We start from the raw sequence: 17,312 nt of genomic DNA on the forward strand, positions 1-17,312 counted from the left end.
CCGCACGGCGACCAGCGCGCCCAACACAACCATGAGGAGAACACTGCTATGACATCGCGCCTCAACCCCTATATCTCTTTCCGCGACAACGCCCGTGACGCCATCACTTTCTACGAAACCGTCTTCGGCGGAGAACTGACTATCAGCACGTTCGGCGACTACCAGGCCAGCCAGGATCCCGCCGAAGCCGACAAAGTGATGCACGGCATGCTTGTCTCGCCGAACGGTCTGACACTGATGGCTTCGGATACGCCCAACGGCATGGACTACAACCCGGGAAACAACATCTCCGTGTCCCTCAGCGGTGAGTCGTCCGATGAAGCAGAACTCCGCGGCTACTGGGACAAGCTGGTGGATGGCGGCACCGTCACCATGCCCCTCGAGAGCGCCCCCTGGGGCGACGTCTTTGGCATGTGCGTTGACAAGTTCGGCATTGCCTGGCTTGTGAATATTGCCGGAGACCAGCCGGCCAAGTAGTTTCAACCGCAGGCAGTCGTTGTGCCCTTCCCGGAGTTCCGGGGAGGGCGCACCTGTCTGGGGAACCAAGGAGGAACATGGTTGATGTCCAGCGTTTCCGCGTCCTTCTGGAGCGCGAGCGGGATGCGAAGCTGGCCCTGCTGGGCGCCCTTCGTGGTGACATTGCCTCGGTCAGCGCGGCGAGGCTGGACTCGAATGTTGACGACGAGCATGACCCCGAGGGCAGCACGATCGCCTTTGAGCTCTCGCAGGCCTCCGCGCTGATGGAGCAAAGCCGCGCCGGGCTGGGCCACATCGAGGACGCCTTGGCGCGCATCGACGCCGGTACCTTCGGGATATGCATCGTTTGCGGGGTGGAGATACCGGAGGGACGGCTCGATGCGCGGCCGTGGACGCCCTATTGCGTCAATCACGCCTCAGTCGGTCGCTGAGCAAGGCAGGAATATTCACCTCGTCATTTTAGTTGCAGCTTCAAGTATTGACCGGATACGGTTAACTTCAAGCTTCAACTAATTCCGAGGAGGGCAATGACCGCCACCCTTGACGGCACCGTAGCCCTGGCGCCGATGGTCCCCGCGACCCTGCGACAGCGGGTGACCGTTCCGCTTCGGTTTCCGGATGGGTACGCCACCACGGCAGAAGTCATGACCTTCCACGGACTCGTAGACGGCCAAGAGCATCTGTTGCTTGCCTTCGGGGCTTGGGAGCAATCGTTGCTGGGGGCAGGTGCAAACGGAGACGCGCCCCTGGTGCGTCTCCACAGCGAGTGCATGACCGGCGATGTTTTCGGCAGTGAACGGTGTGACTGCGGACCGCAGCTCCGTGAGGCTGTGGAAAGGATTGCCGGGGTCGGTGGATTCCTGCTGTACCTGAGGCAGGAAGGCCGTGGGATCGGCCTCTACTCCAAACTTGACGCCTACGCCCTCCAGGATGCTGGACTCGATACCTACGACGCCAACGTGGCCCTCGGCCGAGGCGAGGACGAGCGGGACTACGCGGCCGCTGCGCAGATGTTGGAGGTCCTGGGCGCCTCCGCGGTAAGGCTGCTCAGCAACAATCCGGACAAAGGGGCGCAGCTCCAGGCACTCGGTATCAGGGTGGTTGAGAACGTCCCCACCGGCGTGCATCTGTCCGAGGCAAACAAGGCCTACCTCATGGCCAAACGGGACAAAACGGGGCATGCGCTGGAACTGGCCGGGTCCGACGTCGGGCGTCACTCCGGACCGGATGCGGACGGCTTGCTGGGACGCATCGACGCCCTGCTTCCGTCGCTGCGTGAACGTGCCAGTGAAGCCGAGGAATTGCGGAAGCTTCCGGAGGCCACCATGAGGCAGTTGGCCGAGGCCGGAGTGTTCCGGATGCTTGCTCCGGCCGCGGTGGGTGGCTACAGCCTGGGGATTGGCGCCTACGCCGAAGCCCTGCGGCGGATGGCGAGGGGCTGTGCGTCAACGGCTTGGATTGCAGGCCACTTGGCTGAACATGCCTGGATGTTGGCCCGGTGGCCCAGCAAGGTCCAGGACGAAGTCTTTGCCGGCGGACAGATGCCCCTGGCGGCAGCTACGGGTGCTCCTCCCGGAACGGCCACCAAGGTGCCGGGAGGTTTCAGCTTATCCGGACGGTGGAGTTTCGCCTCGGGAATCATGCACTCCACATGGGCGCTGCTGGCTGCCAACAGCGAAGGGCGGCGCGTGCAGGTGCTGGTTCCCGCACAGGACCTCGAACTGTTGGACACGTGGCACACTTCCGGCCTGCGGGGAACCGGGAGCAATGACCTGGTTGCAGTCAATGTCTTCGTTCCGGAGCACCGGGTGATGGACTGGGACCAGCTGAGCGCCACGGATAATCCGGGAAGCCGCCTCCACCCGGACTCCCTGGTACATGCCCCCATGGCGACGCTGCTGAACGTGGTTGCTCCGTCGTCGGCGTTGGGAGCCGCAGAGGAGGCGTTGAACCTCTTCCGTGAACGGCTGATGGTCCGCAAAGTGAAGAACACCACGGACAACCGGCAGGCAGATTCCGTCCTTGCGCAGGCGCGGTATTCGGAGGCCTACGGACTTGTTACCACAGCCCGCCTCCATTGGCAGGAAGCAGTACAGATCCTCTCCGACGCCCTGGGCAGGAGTGATGCGCTGTTGACCGACGTGGAACGGTCCGGATACAGGCTGTCCTTGGCGCTGAGCGCGGAAGCCGCAGGCACTGCGGTGCGGCTCATTGCCTCACGTTCAGGGGGCAGTGCGCACCGTTTGTCCGATCCGCTCCAACGGATCCAACGGGACATGGACGTGCTCCTGAACCATCCGACGCTGAGCCTGGATCCTGTCCTGGAGCAGGCCGGGCGCGGGTTGTTGGGACTTGGGCTGACCGTTCCGTCATTCTAGGCCGCGGGCTTTCTAGGCCGCGGGGCCGGGCTGCCATTCGTCCTTTGCTGGCCCCTGTTGGTCAGTGCCGGCCGGAGTGGAAGTCGAACGATCGGCTGAGGCCGACTGCCGCCGGCTGGCGATGAGGAACGGGACGGCAATGATCTCGATGACTCCAGCCATGGCCAGTGACGCCGGGTAGCCATAGAGGTCGGCGCCGCGTCCCAGCAGGGGCTGCACCACGACGCCGCCACTGGATCCCATCAGGGAATCAAAGCTCAGGACCGTGGCGCGCTGTTTGGACGGGATGAGGTCGTTGACATAGGCCTGGCGCACGGGGGTGGCAGCAGACCCCACTACAGCCCACAGGGCGAGCAGCACCAGCGCAATCCAGAACACGCGGGTGAATCCGAGGACCAGCAGGATCACGGCGCCCACCACGCTGCCGAGAATCAGGACCGAGGTCCGCTTATGGAAGAGCCTGCGGGCGAGCGGTGCGAGCCACCCTCCCAGCACTTGCGAACCCGCCACGATCGCGGCGGCGAGCCCCGCAATAGAATACGCGTGCGGATCCCCGAACAGGTCCAGCAGATACGGCTGCAGTGCGTAGAAGACATAGATTCCGACGCCGGCGCTGAAGGGCGCGGCGAGCATCACATAGCGGACGGGCGGGTTTTTCAGGCCGTTGTCGATCGAAGCGGCCAGGACTGCCCGGGTGGCCTCCAAGGGGTGCGTTGACCGCTCAGGCGAGAAGCCGACGTCGTGCATCAACCACAAAGCCACGGCGAACATCGCCACCAAAACCAGGACGCGCAACAGGAACGGCACGCCAAGGTTGGTGGCCTGGGCAATGACGCCACCTGCCACGGACCCAAGCAGCATGGCTACGCCTTGGACCATCTGGCCCCGGCCGAGCACGGTCTCGAGGCCGCCTTCGTAGCCCGAGAAGCGGAGGGCGTCCACCAGCCAGGCCTCCACTGCGCCGGAGAAGAACGTGAAGCCGAGTCCCAAGAGTACTGAAACGACGGCCCACATCCAGAACGGCGCCGAAATTTGCCACATCACGTAGTACAAGTACGTGGACGCCGCCAAGGTGATGGTGCCGAGGAGGAAGGAGACCCTGCGTCCCCAGCCATCGGCAACCACTCCTGTGGGGACTTCGAACAGGACCATCCCGGCCGTGAAGAACGCGTTGGCGGCGAAGGCTTCGAGGTTGCTGAGGCCGGCGTCGAGGAGGAACAGGGTGTTGATGCCCCAGATGAAGGACGCCGCGATGGTGTTTCCCAGCGTCAGCGTCAGATAGACACGCTGGATCCTGCGGGCGGCATCGTTCATGGTGTCGCCGCTGCCTTCGGTGCGAGGGTGGGCCACGTGCCCATTCTCGTCCCGATGTGCGTGCTCCGCCAGAGCTTGTCACTGGCACAAATGGTCCAGCGTTTCCTGTGCGGCGGAGACCATTTGCGAGGCGTAAAGTCCTATGCGCCTGTCCACCACGGGGTCATCAACGGGCAGCGGCGGCAGGGCCAGCCCCATGGTGACCTGGCTGCCGCCGTCGTCGCTGCTGATCGACGCAGAAAGGTATCCGAAGACGCGGCCGGTGCTGCCGTACCTGTGCTCGCCCGAGCAACCGATGCTGAAGCGTTGGAGTCCCAGGCCGTAGTTGCCGGTGCCGGTTTCCTTCATATCCTTGAGCAGCCCGGGGGAGACGATGCGGCCCGACAACAGGCTGCGATAGAAGTGGTTGATGTCCGCGGTGGTTGACACCACGCCGCCGGCGGGGGAGCCCACCAAATAATCGGCTTGGGTGATGTCCACCTGCCGGTTGCCGTCCAGGACGTAGCCGTGAAGGTTGTCCCGGGCTCCCCGGTCCGGGTTCGGGAGGGCGGTCTTTTCCAGCCCGAACGGGCTGAACAGCTCGTCCTGGAGGATCTCGCCCAAGGGACGTGAGCGGACATCCTCGATCAACAATCCGAGGGCAAGGTAGTTGGACTCCGAATAGTTGAAGAATCCGGTGTTGAAGGATTCCCACGGCAGCTTGGCGGCCAGCCGCAGGCCATCCTGTGGGCTGATCCGTGTTTGGAGGATGCCACCCACCGTGGACCCGCTGACCAGTTCGCCCGGGAAGTCGGGCAATCCTGACGTATGGTTCAGCAACTGCCGCAGCGTCACAATGCCCGGCGGCTTCAGCTCCGGTGCCACACGGGCGAGGGCATCGTTGATCGGCCCATCAAGGCTCAGCCGGTGTTCATCCACCAACTTCAGCACCTCCGCGGCAACCATCGACTTGGTAAGGCTGCCCACGGAGAACCTGTCCAAGGGCCGGGCGGGATCGTTGGTGGACAGGTTCCGGACACCGTATGCCTTGGACCATTCACCGCCGGGCCACCGGACCTGGACCACAACGGAGGTCACGCCATCCTCCAGGAAATGCAGGACCGTCCGCTCGAGCGAGTCCGTGGTACCAGGCGCCGGGGCAGGCAGGGGCGACGGCTCGGGTGGGCCGGCCGTGCATCCGCCCAGGAACCACAAACTGAGGCAAAGGGCCAGCAGGAACCTCCTGCGCCTAGTGGCCATAAGCCCGTTCTACGCCGGGCACCAGGCAAAAACCAGAACCCATTCCGCGACGGAATAGGCCGTTCTAAAATCGTCATGTCGAAACAGCCCTGCACGCCGCAGGGACGTCAGCATGGAAGGCGGCGGTCGACATGGCCAAACATCCGTTCGGGCACGGTAAGACAGAACACGGTGGAACTGGCAAGCCGCACCTCACCCACTTCGGGGAATGGCTCAGGCGCGAAGACGCCGGGATCGCGGGCGCTTCGAGCAGCATCTTTTTCAGGCGTCAGGAAGACCACCTGCCACCTGCCCGCACGTGCCTCCAAGGCCACGAGATCGCGCCCGGAGAATCACACTGTGCGCACGGCCACCCCGAGGGCTGACCCCTACTTCCGAACCAGCGGACTCGGGGACATTTCCGCGGCTTGCCTCAGGGCTTCGATCATGCTGCCGACCTCCACGATGCCCTTGCCCGCAATGTCGAAGGCGGTGCCGTGGTCCACTGACGTGCGGATGACGGGCAGCCCAACGGTGATGTTGACCCCGGCCTCGATGCCCAGGACCTTGACCGGCCCGTGGCCCTGATCGTGGTACATGGCAACGATGAGATCGTAGTCGCCGCGTCCGGCCAGGAAGAAGGCAGTATCGGCTGGAAGCGGGCCGCGGGCGTCGATGCCGTCGGCCTGGACCTTCTCGATGGCGGGAGTGATCTTTTCCGCTTCTTCGCCGTAACCGAACAGGCCGTTCTCGCCGGCATGGGGGTTGATGGCACACACGCCGATCTTCGGCTCAGCAATACCTGCCCGCTGCATGGCGCCGTGGCCGCGGCGGATGGTGCGCTCCACGAGTCCTGGTTCGATCTTGTTGATGGCGTCAATGAGGCCGATGTGGGTGGTCACGTGGATGACTTTGACCTTGGGGGTAGAGAGCATCATGGACACCTCCTCGATGCCCATGAAATGCGCAAGGAGTTCCGTATGTCCCGGGTACACATGGCCGGCCATGTGCAGTGCTGCTTTGTTCAGGGGAGCGGTGCAGATACCCTGCACCTGCCCGTCCATCCCCAGTTCGCATGCGATCCGGATGTAGTGGTAGGCGGCGTTGCCCGCTTCGGCTGATTCCTTGCCCCACTCGAGGTCGGGAGAGAGGAGCTTGGGGTCAATGACATTGATGCGGCCCGGTTCGAAGACGGCGTCCGGAACCGACGTGATTTCCACAATGTCCGCAGTTGCACCCAGGGCTTGTGCCCCGAGGCGGAGCCGGTACGCGTCGCCGATGACAACCGGCCGGCAGTCGTCGTAGGCATTTTCGGCCAGCAGGGCCCCGACGGTGACTTCGGGGCCTACGCCTGCGCCGTCACCCATGGTGACGGCGATAAATGGCCGGTTGTCGTGGTGTGCAGAGGTTGAAGTCATGGTTGCTCCGTCGTTCGAGGGGGAATGGTTGTCTGCGGGCGGCTGGGGAGACGAGCCGCTCCTAAGGTTCCGGATACTGAGGTACAGCTGCGACAGGACATCCTTGGTGCCGAAGCTGCCGGGTTTGGTGGCGACCAGCCGGCCATCGTCGGCCACACTGATGACGGCGCCGTGCTGCACTGAACCGAGGGGCTGGAGCGAAGCGATATCCAGGGCATCAAGCACCTCCCGCGCCGTCTCGCCCCCGGTCAGGATGAGGTCGGGTGCAGGATCGTCATGGGCGTTGTCCGCGACGACGCCGGCCAGCGCCTTCACGATGTTCCGGGCATCACGGGGATCCACGACGGAAGAGTCCACGGTGACCACCATGTTGGGCGCTTCGGCGGACTCCTCCACCAACGGCTGGGCGGCTCCAGTGTGGAGTTGCCGGGGCTGGAGGCGAACGGTGCGGAATCCGTTGCGTTCCAGGCCGTCCAGTTGCATCCGGGCCGCCGGGGAGGCGCTCCCGACGGCGGCAATCACCCGCCGCCGTCGTGTGTCCACAAGCAGCTCGCGGAGCTCTGGTTGCGCGTTTCGCGCAACTATGGTCTTCATGCTGGCGGCCAATGCCTCGGCCAAGCCGCCGGTGCCCGCCAACGCGATGGTTCCTCCGTTGTCGTCCTGCAGGGCCATGAAGGCGTCTGCGACCGCCGTGAGGTCGGAAGCCGTTTCGCCGTCGGCTATCACGATCCGGGGAGCGTGGCCGGACAGCAAGCCCGCAAGCCGCGCGGGTAAATGGGCGGAGCGGACGGTGTCAAGGGACAAACGTGCGGGCTGGGCTGCGAGCGGCTCCCAGAGTTCCCCTACTGCCGCAGGTGCTGGGCCGGATTCAGCACGCCAGGCGTCAGTGGCGGCAAGGGGAATACCTGCCACGAAGGGTTTTCCGTCCTTGACGGTCCTGTGCAGTTGCGGCAGCGCACCCGCGAGTACCACGTGGTAGCCCAGTGCGTTAAGCGCAGAGATTTCGGCGGCGATGTTGCCCCGCCAGAGCGAATCCGTCTTCTTGAAGACCACTGTCCGGGTGTCGCGGCGGGCCGAATCCAGGGCCTGTGCCACCGCAGCCCGGGCGTCGGTTGGGGAGGCTCCCCGGGTATGCGTGTCGAGTACCAGGACATCGGGGGAGCCCATGGAAAGGGGCGCTGTCCGGCCAGCTCCGCCCAAGGCGATGCCGGTTGTGAATCCTTGCGCGGCAAATGCTTGTCCCGCCTCTGCTGCGCCCGAGTAGTCGTCCGCCTGGATGATGAGGCGCGGGGGTGTGTCCACGTGTCCTCCTTCCTGACCTTGCCGTGGGAACCGGCCAGCGGGTTTGCTGGCCGGTCGCGTCGCCTGCAGATGAGGCGGACCGTGGGACCATCATGGCATGATTGCGCGAAATGCGCCATGGCTGTTGCGTATTTCGCGCAGAGGTGGCAGAGTGATCCATGCAACACGGCGCAGCCAATCCGGCCGGCCGTCTCCCCAACCAACCGAGAGGTCAACGATGACCGTTCTTCCTCAAGGAACCGAGATCTCACGGCGCCGCCTCCTGCAGTTCGGCGCAGCCGCCGGATTTCTCCTGGGCACCGGCACCGTCGCAGGGTGCGCAGGCCCCACCGGACTTCCAGGACCAAGCACCCTGACGCTGGCCCTCAACCGTTCACTGGTCAGCCTCGACAACAAGCTCAACCAGTTCGATGCCGCAGTGACGGTGCAGCGTGCAGTACGTCAAGGCCTCACGGCAATCGGTCCCGAGACCAAGCCCGTGCTTGTCCTGGCCGAACGTTTTGAGATGACCTCACCCACTCAATGGACCGTTCGCCTCCGCGAAGGCATCAAGTACTCGGACGGCACCCCCGTTGACATCAACGACGTTGCCACAGCGCTCAAAATGTACCAGCAGGTCCAAGGTTCCTTCGTGGCGGGCTTCTTTCCGGAATTCCCCACGGTTGTGCCCGTGGATGACCGGACCTTCACCATGGAGTCGAAGAATCCGATCCCCATCCTGGACTCCCTGATGAGCATGATCCTGATCAGCCCGGCCGCTAGCAACAAGCCGGAAGAACTGCAGGACGGCGTGGGTACCGGCCCCTACATGGTGACCAAATTCAACCGCGGCGCCGGCACCTACAGCCTCCGGAGGAACGAAAACTACTGGGGTCCGGCTCCCCAGGTGGAAAACGTCGAAGTACGCTTCCTCCCTGAAGAGTCCAGCCGCGTGATCGCCCTGCGCAGCGGCGAGGTGGACATCATCGACTCCATCACCCCGGACTCGCGCGAGCAGCTCGCCGGGCTCCCGGGCGTCGTGCTGGCAGAAGCTTCGAGCCTGCGCCTGAACCAGATCTTCTACAACTTCCGTAAACCCGCTGGCCACCCCTTGGCGGATGTCCGGGTAAGGGAGGCCCTCAGCTGGGCGATTGATGGTGAGGCCCTGGTCAAGGACGTCCTGGTGGACTCTGTGAGCCAAGCCGAAGGCGTTGTACCCTCCAGCCTCACCGGATACGCCAAAACCGGGACATACAGCTACGATCCCGCCAAAGCGAAGTCCACCCTGAAGCAATTGGGGGTCAGCAACCTCGAGCTGAAGATCATCTGGGAGACCGGCGAATTCGCTTCCGACACCTCCGTGATGGAAGCCCTCGTGGAAATGTTCGGCGCTATTGGAGTCAAGACCCAGTTGCAGCAGTTCGAGCCCGGTGGGAACATCCTCGCGTGGCGCCAGGGCAAGCAGGGGGACTGGGACCTGCTCGGGAACGGCTTCAGCAGCCCTACGGGACTGGCCATCACCATGATGCAGGGAATGTACGCAGGTACTGCCGAGAAGGAGAAGACCCGCGACACCTACCAGGGCTACGTTGTCCCTGACGTGCAGAAGAAGATCCAGGCAGCCTCGTCCGAGGTGGATCCCACACTGCGGCAGGAACGGCTGGCCGCCGCGCAACAGGCCATCTGGGATACCTGGCCGTGCGCGTGGGCGTTCGTGCCGAAATCCGTCCTCGCCCACCAGAAACGCGTGGACGGGCTCTCCTTGGCCCCCACCAACTCCTACCCACTCGTCGATGTCCGGCTGGAGGCCTAAGCCATGACGAAGTACATCCTCAAACGGGCCGGCCAGGGGCTCCTGACCGTGTTCCTGACCGTCTCCACCGTCTTTATCCTGATCCGCATGGCCCCGGGCGATCCCGCTGTGTCCTATGCCGGGCCCTTGGCAACAACCGAGGAGCTGGCGCGGGTCCGCGAGCAGTTCGGCCTGGACCGTCCCCTGCTTGAGCAGTACTGGATCTTCCTGCAACAGCTGTTCACCGGCAACCTGGGAACGTCCTATTCCTTCCAGGCCCCGGCCATGCAGGTTGTGGCCGAAAGGATGCCCTACACCCTGACCCTGGCGACGTCGGCCATTTTGTTGACCGCCGTCGTCGCCATTCCCTTGGGCGTCTGGATGTCCCGCCGCCCGGATACCAACCGCGAGCTCGGCGTCAACGTCCTCACCATCGCCGGGCAGTCAATGCCGGACTTCTGGACAGGCATCATGCTCCTCACTGGATTTGCTGTCCTGATCCCTCTGTTCCCGGCCTCCGGTTTCGCCACCTGGGGCGGACTGGTCCTGCCAACCGTGACCATCGCGATCCTCCAGATCGCCTTGATCTCGCGCATGGTCCGCCGCGAAATGACCACCAATTTCGCCGCACCCTACCTGACAGTGGCCCGCTCCCGTGGTGTCCGGAACTCCCTCCTGACGTGGCGCTACGCCATGGGCAACTCGGCCATTCCCGTCTTCACCGCCCTGGGTACCCGCTTCGCGGCGATGCTCAACGGCGTGGTGGTAGTGGAAGTGGTCTTCGCCTGGCCGGGAGTCGGGTCCCTGATTGTCCGGGCCCTGGAAACCCGCGACTACCCCCTCATCCAGGCGACCGTCCTCATCACGGCCTTGCTGGCAGTGGCGGTCCAATTGGTCATCGACCTTGCCTACCCCCTCCTGGATCCCCGTGTTCGTCTTGGAAAGGCGGCAGCAGCATGAGCATCAGTCCTACCGCAACCACCCCGGCCGAAGTACCGGCCGGACAGCCGGAGCGCAGGCCTTCCCCCAGCGCGGTCACCAAGGCGATGATCGCCAAGGCCGGTGCCACGCGTCGCAGGAACGCCGCCAAATGGAAAATCCGGATCGGCGCGGCCTGCACGCTGATCGTCATCATTCCCATCCTGCTGGCGCAGGTACTGCCCCTCCCGGACGCCAACCATCAGGACCTGTCCGCCCGGCGCCTGGCGCCTTTGGTGGACGGGCACCTGTTCGGCACCGACCAACTCGGCCGCGACCTGCTGTCCCGAGTCCTCCACGGTGGCCAGGTCTCACTGACCATCGGCGTCCTCGCCGTGGTGGTGTCCGGTGCCATTGGCATCATCCTCGGTGCCGCAGCAGGATACTTCGGTGGCTGGGTGGACACCGTGGTCTCGCGCATCCTGGAAGCACAGATGTCGCTGCCCCTGCTCATGATGCTGCTCCTGGTGGTGGCGCTCTTCGGTCCGTCCATCCCCGTCATCACGTTCGTCATCGCCATAGCCCAGTGGCCGGAAGTCGCCAGGCTCACGCGTTCCATGGTGTTGGTGGAACGGGAGAAACCCTACGTTTCCGCGGCCCGCATCCTGGGCCTGCACCGCATCCAGATCCTGATCCAGCACATCATTCCCAACGTCATCAAGCAGGCCATGCTGGTTGTCCTGCTGCTCCTGGCCCAGGCGGTCCTGCTGGAAAGCGCCCTTAGCTTCCTCGGCGCCGGTCCGCAGCGTCCCTTCGCCACCTGGGGTCGCATCATTTCCGATGGACAGGACTACATCACAACCTCCTGGTGGATGGTTACCCTGCCTGGCCTGGTGATCGTACTGATGGTGGTAGGCGTCAACCTCCTTGGTGATGGCCTCCGCGACCGTCCGCGCCGCAAGAAGAAGGGTGCCTGAAATGAATACGCAAACCCACTCCGAACCGGCCCTGCTGGACGTCCGGAACTTCCAGGTTGAATTGATCACCGACGCGGGGATCATCCGCGCCGTGGACGACGTCAGCTTCAGCATCCGCCGCGGCGAGACTGTCACCATCATCGGCGAGTCAGGCTCCGGTAAATCAACGACGGCGATGGGCATCCTCCAGTTGCTGCCCCCGGACCTCGCTGTACTCTCCGGAACGGTAAAGATCGAAGACGTGGACGTGGTGGCCCATCCGAAAGCCATCAACAAGGTCCGGGGAAAGACGCTTGCCCTCATTCCCCAGGACCCCATGACAGCCTTGAGTCCGGTCCATTCGATCGGCAGCCAACTCTTCGAAGCCATCCGCATCGCCGGCGCCGCGTCGGCCAAGGACAAGGATGCTGTCCGGGCCCGTGCCATCCGCTTGCTGCAGCAGGTCCACATCCCGGTGCCCGAACAGCAACTGAAGAAATACCCGCACCAACTCTCCGGCGGCATGCTGCAACGCGTGCTGATCGCTATCGCCCTGGCCAGCGAACCGCAACTCCTCGTAGCCGACGAACCAACCTCGGCCCTCGACGTCACGGTCCAGGCAGGCATCCTGGACCTGCTCCTGGAACTGCAGGAGCAGCGGGGCATCGGCATCCTCATGATCACCCACGACCTCGGGGTGGCCCGCCTCATCTCCGACCGGATCCACGTCATGAAGAACGGCACCTTCGTGGAGTCGGGGGAAGTCCAGCAGATCGTTGAAAACCCGGCCACGGAGTACACCCGCAGCCTGCTGGCCGCTGTTCCGGTACTGGGCACGTGGGACGAAACCCCGGATGAAACCCAACCCCGGACGGACCGCACAGAGGCACCCACCCCAGGCGCCGCCGTCGAACCTCCACCCACTACGCTCACCCGGACAGGAGTCCGCCATGACTGAACCGTTCCTCTCGGTAGAGAACCTCGTGGTGGACTACCACGTGCCCGGCGGAACGTTCCGGGCCGTGGACGATGTTTCTTTCTCCGTGGACAAAGGCAAGACCATCGCCGTGGTGGGGGAGTCCGGTTGCGGCAAATCCACCATCGCCAAGGCGCTCATGCGGCTGGTAACCCCCACCAGCGGCAGCATCAACCTGGACGGCACGGACCTCGCATCCCTGAGCGAGTCGAAGCTGCGCCCCCTCCGCTCGAAGTTCCAAATGGTCTTCCAGGATCCCTACGGCTCCCTGGACCCGCACCTGACCGCACAGGAGATCGTGGCGGAGCCGCTGAAACTCCAGGGCATCAGGTCCAAAGCCGAACGCCACAAGGCAGCAGCCACACTCATCGACCAAGTGGGGCTGCCCGCCGCATCGCTGGAGAAACACCCGGCAGAATTCTCCGGCGGCCAGCGGCAGCGCATCGGCATCGCCCGGGCCCTGGCCTCCAAGCCGGAACTGTTGGTCTGCGACGAAGCCACCAGCGCGCTCGATGTCTCCGTACAGGCCCAGGTGCTCAGGCTGCTGAAGTCCATCCAGGAAGAAACCGGCATCACCTACGTCTTCATCTCCCACAACCTGGGCGTGGTGCAGGAGATCAGCGATACCGTCATGGTGATGCGGCGAGGCCAACTGGTGGAAGCAGGCCCCACCGCATCAGTGCTGACCAGCCCAGCGGAAGACTACACACGGCGGTTGCGCCGCGCCGCCCTGGACCCGTCCAGCATGAACGGACTCAAGCCCCGCCACATCGTGTCCTCCCTGGCCCTCAAAGCCAGCGCCTGAAACCAACCATCCAAACCCGAGGAACCACAGCACATGAGCAACCAGCACAAAGGAACAAGCGTCGAAGGCCTGAACCTGCCGATTTCCAAGCTTGTCCTGGGAACCATGACCTTCGGAGACACAGCGGACGAAGCCACTGCCGGGCGCATGGTGGATGAGGCGCTCGCCGCCGGGATCACCACCATCGACACCGCGAACGCCTACGTTGGAGGTGCCACCGAGGAGATGCTCTCCCGCCTCCTCAAGGACCGCAGGGAACAGGTGCTCCTGGCCTCCAAGGCAGGCATGCCGCACGCAGACCACGGGGATGCCTCTCCCTTGTCCGCCAAGGGACTGCGCAACAGCGTCGAAGGCAGCCTGCGCCGTCTCGGAGTGGACAGCATCGACCTGTTCTACCTCCACCAGCCCGACCGTGCGGCCACGCTGCAGGAAACCCTGGGGACCGTGGCCGAACTGGTTGCCGAGGGCAAGATCGGAGCCCTGGGCGTCTCCAACTTCGCCGCCTGGCAGATCGCGGACGTCATCCATGTGGCCCGCGAAGTTGGCGCCCCGCGGCCCGTCGTAGCCCAACAGCTGTATAACCTGGTGGCCCGCCGCCTGGAAGAGGAGTACCTCGAATTCGCGGCAACGCATGAGGTGCACACCATGGTGTACAACCCGTTGGGCGGCGGCCTGCTGACCGGGCGGCACAGCTTCGACTCCAAGCCTTCCGAAGGCAGGTTCGGCGACTCCAAACTCGCGGCCATGTACACCCAGCGCTACTGGGACAAGCAACTGTTCGACGCCGTGGCGGCGCTCGCAGGGATTGCCTCCGACGCCGGCATTGGACTTCCGGAGCTCTCCTTGCGGTGGCTTGCCTACCGGGACGGCGTCGGTTCGATGTTGCTGGGCGGTTCCAAGGTGGAGCAGCTGGTATCCAACATCGCTGCAGTGGCCAAGGGGCCGCTCGACGCCGGCACGGTGGCCGCGTGCGACGCGGTGGGGGCCGGGCTCCGCGGACCCATGCCGGCCTACAACCGCTGAGACACACTCCTGACCACGCAACCCACGACGAACCAAAGGTAGAGAACATGACTTCGGAATTGGCCCTCGAATTCGCCCGGAAGATCCGGGCCCGTGAACAGGCCATTGGATACTGGGCAGTCCTGGACGCCCCGGTGGCCACGGAACGCATCGGCCGGCTCGGCTACGACTACGTTGCGCTGGACGCCCAGCACGGCTTGCTCGGATATTCGGGCGTGCTGAACGGACTCATGGCCATCGACGCCGGGCACACCGCCGTCGGAATGGTCCGGGTGGAAGACAACAATCTGACGGCGATCGGCAAAGCCCTCGACGCCGGTGCAGTGGGAGTGATCGTCCCGCTGGTGAACACAGCAGCCGACGCGGCCGCAGCCGTGGCAGCCGCAAAATATCCGCCGATGGGCGGCCGTTCCTACGGCCCCATGCGCTCGGCCTTGCGCATTGGCCCGGTTCCCGCCGACGCCAACGCCGCCACGCTTGTCTTCGCGATGATCGAAACCCCGGATGGGTTGGCGAATGTCAAGGAAATCTGCGCTACGCCCGGCCTTGACGGCATCTATGTTGGCCCGTCGGACCTGGCCATCGCCGTGGGTGGCGCCTTCCCGGGCGATCCCGCCGTGGAAGCGGAATTCAACGCGGCCCTGGAAACCATCGCCGACGCAGCCGCTTCCGCGGGCATCGCGGCAGGCATTCACACGCCCACCGGAACCGTAGCCGCGCAACGCCTCAAGCAGGGCTACACCTTCACCACGGTGGCCTCCGACCTGACGCACCTGGAGCAGATCGCCAAGTCCCACCTCGACGCCGCAACCGCCAAGGACTGAACCGTGCAGACCACCACCGATTACAGCACCATCACTCCGGACGGACTCGTGAAGGAGGCCATGGAGGCGGAGTTCGCCTACCTGCCTGCGCCCACGGTCCAGAGCCACGCCGCCAACCTGTTGACCCTGCCCGACGGACGCCTCGCCTGCGTCTGGTTCGGGGGTACGCAGGAAGGTGTCCCGGACATCTCCATCTGGTTCGCCACGCTGGAGCCCGGCAGCCGGCAGTGGTCAACGCCGGAGCAGCTCTCGAACGACTCCACCCGTTCGGAGCAGAACCCCATCCTCTTCAACGCACCCAATGGTGAGTTGTGGCTCCTGTACACCGCGCAAAAGGCGGGTAACCAGGACACAGCCGAGGTCCGGCGTCGTACGTCGTCGGACAGTGGCCGCACCTGGGGCGTGGTGGAAACCTTGTTCGCCGCCAATCAGACGGGCGGGGTCTTCGTACGGCAACTGCCGGTGGCCCTGCCCTCCGGACGCTTGATCATCCCGATCTTCCGGTGCATCACGACGCCCGGCGAAAAGTGGGTGGGCAACAGCGACGACAGCGCGGTGATGATCTCCGACGATTCCGGCATCACGTGGACAGAATCGGTGCTGCCGGGAAGCCTGGGCTGCGTCCACATGAACATCCAGGTCCTCCGGGACGGTTCGCTGCTGGCACTCTTCCGCAGCCGCTGGGCAGATGCCATCTACGAATCCCGCTCCACCGACGACGGATCCACGTGGAGCGAGCCGGTCCCCACGGAGCTGCCCAACAACAACTCCTCCATCCAGTTCACGGCCCTGGCGGACGGACGCCTGGCGTTGGTCTACAACCACAGCCGTGCCGAAGAGGGCACCGAACGCCGACTCTCCCTCTACGACGAAATCGACGACGACGGACTGGCCGAGGAACAGGGACAGCTGACTACCGAGCAGCCCTCCGCAGAGGCAGGTGACGAGCGGAAGGCGTTCTGGGGAACCCCGCGATCGCCGATGACCCTCGCCATCTCCGAGGACGGCGGACGCAGCTGGCCGGTCCGCCGCAACCTGGACGTCGGAGACGGCTACTGCCTGTCCAACAATTCCCGCGACGGCCTGAACCGCAAGTACTCCTATCCGTCCATCCACCAGGGACCGGATGGCGCCGTCAACATCGCCTACACGTATTTCCGCCAGGCCATCAAGTTTGTCCGGGTTGACCCGGAGTGGGCCTACCGAGGCACCTCCACTCCGGGCGGCCAGGAATGACCAGGCACGCACTGGTCACCGGGACAAGTTCCGGCATTGGCAGGGCGATCGCACTCAAGCTCCTGGAGGACGGCTGGAAAGTGACGGGGCTGAGCCGTGGCGAGTCAGTGCTCGGGGAAGGATTCGGCTGGGTGCAGGCCGACCTGGCGCAGCCTGAATCGCTCGCTGCGGCCGTCAGCCCGCATGGACCCTTCGATGCCTTGGTCCATGCTGCCGGGTTCCAGCGGACCGCGCGCCTCGGCGAGCTGGACGCGGTGGCCCTCGCCGGCATGTTCACCGTCCATGTCGCTGCTGCCGAGGCCCTCGCCAACGCGGTGGTCCCGGACATGCCCGACGGCGGCCGGGTCCTGTTGGTGGGCAGCCGGACATCCACCGGCGCACCGGGCAAGAGCCAGTACGCCGCGACGAAGGCCGCCCTGTTGGGTTTGGGAAGATCCTGGGCGCAAGAGTTGGCACCGCGGGGCATCACCGTTAACGTGCTCTCGCCCGGACCCACCGACACGCCCATGCTGGCCGATCCCGGCAGGTCCGCCACGCCGCCCATCACGCCGGCGCTCGGTTCCCTGGTGGATCCGGAGGACGTCGCGGCACTTGCGGCGTTCCTGTTGGGGCCGCACGGCAAATCCATCACGGGGCAGAACTACGTCATCTGCGGAGGCGCATCCCTGTAGGCCGGTCCCTTCCCGGCGAACGGGA

Annotated in this window: 15 protein-coding genes; 12 read left to right on the top strand and 3 right to left on the bottom strand. The window is 64.7% G+C overall.

Annotation, left to right across the window (positions count from 1 at the left end; genetic code table 11):
• Positions 1 to 48: 48 nt before the first annotated feature.
• From ACH488_RS01120 to ribA, 3 genes are all read left to right on the top strand, one after another.
• On the top strand, positions 49 to 477 hold the full coding sequence (locus tag ACH488_RS01120) for a VOC family protein (protein ID WP_397321707.1): 429 nt from the start codon (positions 49 to 51) through the stop codon (positions 475 to 477).
• Positions 478 to 554: 77 nt separating this feature from the next.
• Positions 555 to 908: a TraR/DksA family transcriptional regulator gene (locus tag ACH488_RS01125; RefSeq protein WP_397321708.1), complete on the top strand. Its 354-nt coding sequence runs from the start codon at positions 555 to 557 to the stop codon at positions 906 to 908.
• Between the two features lie 96 nt (positions 909 to 1,004).
• Positions 1,005 to 2,855, top strand: coding sequence for a GTP cyclohydrolase II RibA (gene ribA, locus ACH488_RS01130; RefSeq protein WP_397321709.1), 1,851 nt, complete (start codon positions 1,005 to 1,007; stop codon positions 2,853 to 2,855).
• Positions 2,856 to 2,867: 12 nt separating this feature from the next.
• Here ribA and ACH488_RS01135 read toward each other — a convergent pair whose 3' ends face one another.
• The 3 genes from ACH488_RS01135 to pdxA all read right to left on the bottom strand — a co-directional run bounded on the left by ACH488_RS01135 (position 2,868) and on the right by pdxA (position 8,107).
• Entirely contained in the window at positions 2,868 to 4,169 is a 1,302-nt protein-coding gene (locus ACH488_RS01135; protein ID WP_397321947.1) for an MFS transporter, read from the bottom strand.
• 78 nt (positions 4,170 to 4,247) lie between these two features.
• Positions 4,248 to 5,408, bottom strand: a complete 1,161-nt coding sequence (locus ACH488_RS01140; protein WP_397321710.1) for a serine hydrolase domain-containing protein — start codon at positions 5,406 to 5,408, stop codon at positions 4,248 to 4,250.
• A gap of 368 nt (positions 5,409 to 5,776) precedes the next feature.
• Entirely contained in the window at positions 5,777 to 8,107 is a 2,331-nt protein-coding gene (gene pdxA / locus ACH488_RS01145; RefSeq protein ID WP_397321711.1) for a 4-hydroxythreonine-4-phosphate dehydrogenase PdxA, read from the bottom strand.
• A 217-nt stretch (positions 8,108 to 8,324) separates the two neighbouring features.
• Here pdxA and ACH488_RS01150 point away from each other — a divergent pair, with 217 nt between their 5' ends.
• From ACH488_RS01150 to ACH488_RS01190, 9 genes are read left to right on the top strand one after another with little or no spacing between them, the layout of a single operon-like run.
• The gene (locus ACH488_RS01150; protein ID WP_397321712.1) at positions 8,325 to 9,899 is read left to right on the top strand and encodes an ABC transporter substrate-binding protein; all 1,575 of its coding nucleotides are present in this window, start codon (positions 8,325 to 8,327) and stop codon (positions 9,897 to 9,899) included.
• A 3-nt stretch (positions 9,900 to 9,902) separates the two neighbouring features.
• Positions 9,903 to 10,838 carry an ABC transporter permease gene (locus tag ACH488_RS01155; protein WP_397321713.1) on the top strand — a complete coding sequence of 312 codons (936 nt, stop codon included), beginning with the start codon at positions 9,903 to 9,905 and terminating at the stop codon, positions 10,836 to 10,838.
• Positions 10,835 to 11,773, top strand: coding sequence for an ABC transporter permease (locus ACH488_RS01160; protein ID WP_397321714.1), 939 nt, complete (start codon positions 10,835 to 10,837; stop codon positions 11,771 to 11,773). Before ACH488_RS01155 ends, ACH488_RS01160 begins: the two co-directional genes overlap by 4 nt.
• 1 nt (position 11,774) lies before the next feature.
• Entirely contained in the window at positions 11,775 to 12,710 is a 936-nt protein-coding gene (locus ACH488_RS01165) for an ABC transporter ATP-binding protein (protein ID WP_397321715.1), read from the top strand.
• A complete protein-coding gene (locus ACH488_RS01170) occupies positions 12,703 to 13,533 on the top strand; it encodes an ATP-binding cassette domain-containing protein (RefSeq protein WP_397321716.1) in 831 nt (276 codons plus the stop codon). Before ACH488_RS01165 ends, ACH488_RS01170 begins: the two co-directional genes overlap by 8 nt.
• 33 nt (positions 13,534 to 13,566) lie before the next feature.
• The gene (locus tag ACH488_RS01175; protein ID WP_397321717.1) at positions 13,567 to 14,556 is read left to right on the top strand and encodes an aldo/keto reductase; all 990 of its coding nucleotides are present in this window, start codon (positions 13,567 to 13,569) and stop codon (positions 14,554 to 14,556) included.
• Between the two features lie 47 nt (positions 14,557 to 14,603).
• Positions 14,604 to 15,380: an HpcH/HpaI aldolase/citrate lyase family protein gene (locus ACH488_RS01180; protein ID WP_397321718.1), complete on the top strand. Its 777-nt coding sequence runs from the start codon at positions 14,604 to 14,606 to the stop codon at positions 15,378 to 15,380.
• Positions 15,381 to 15,383: 3 nt separating this feature from the next.
• Positions 15,384 to 16,616, top strand: coding sequence for an exo-alpha-sialidase (locus tag ACH488_RS01185; protein ID WP_397321719.1), 1,233 nt, complete (start codon positions 15,384 to 15,386; stop codon positions 16,614 to 16,616).
• A complete protein-coding gene (locus tag ACH488_RS01190) occupies positions 16,613 to 17,287 on the top strand; it encodes an SDR family NAD(P)-dependent oxidoreductase (RefSeq protein WP_397321720.1) in 675 nt (224 codons plus the stop codon). The genes ACH488_RS01185 and ACH488_RS01190 overlap by 4 nt, the downstream gene beginning before the upstream one ends.
• Positions 17,288 to 17,312 lie beyond the last annotated feature (25 nt).

The organism is Paenarthrobacter sp. NPDC018779, assembly GCF_044391085.1.
Lineage (GTDB): Bacteria > Actinomycetota > Actinomycetes > Actinomycetales > Micrococcaceae > Arthrobacter.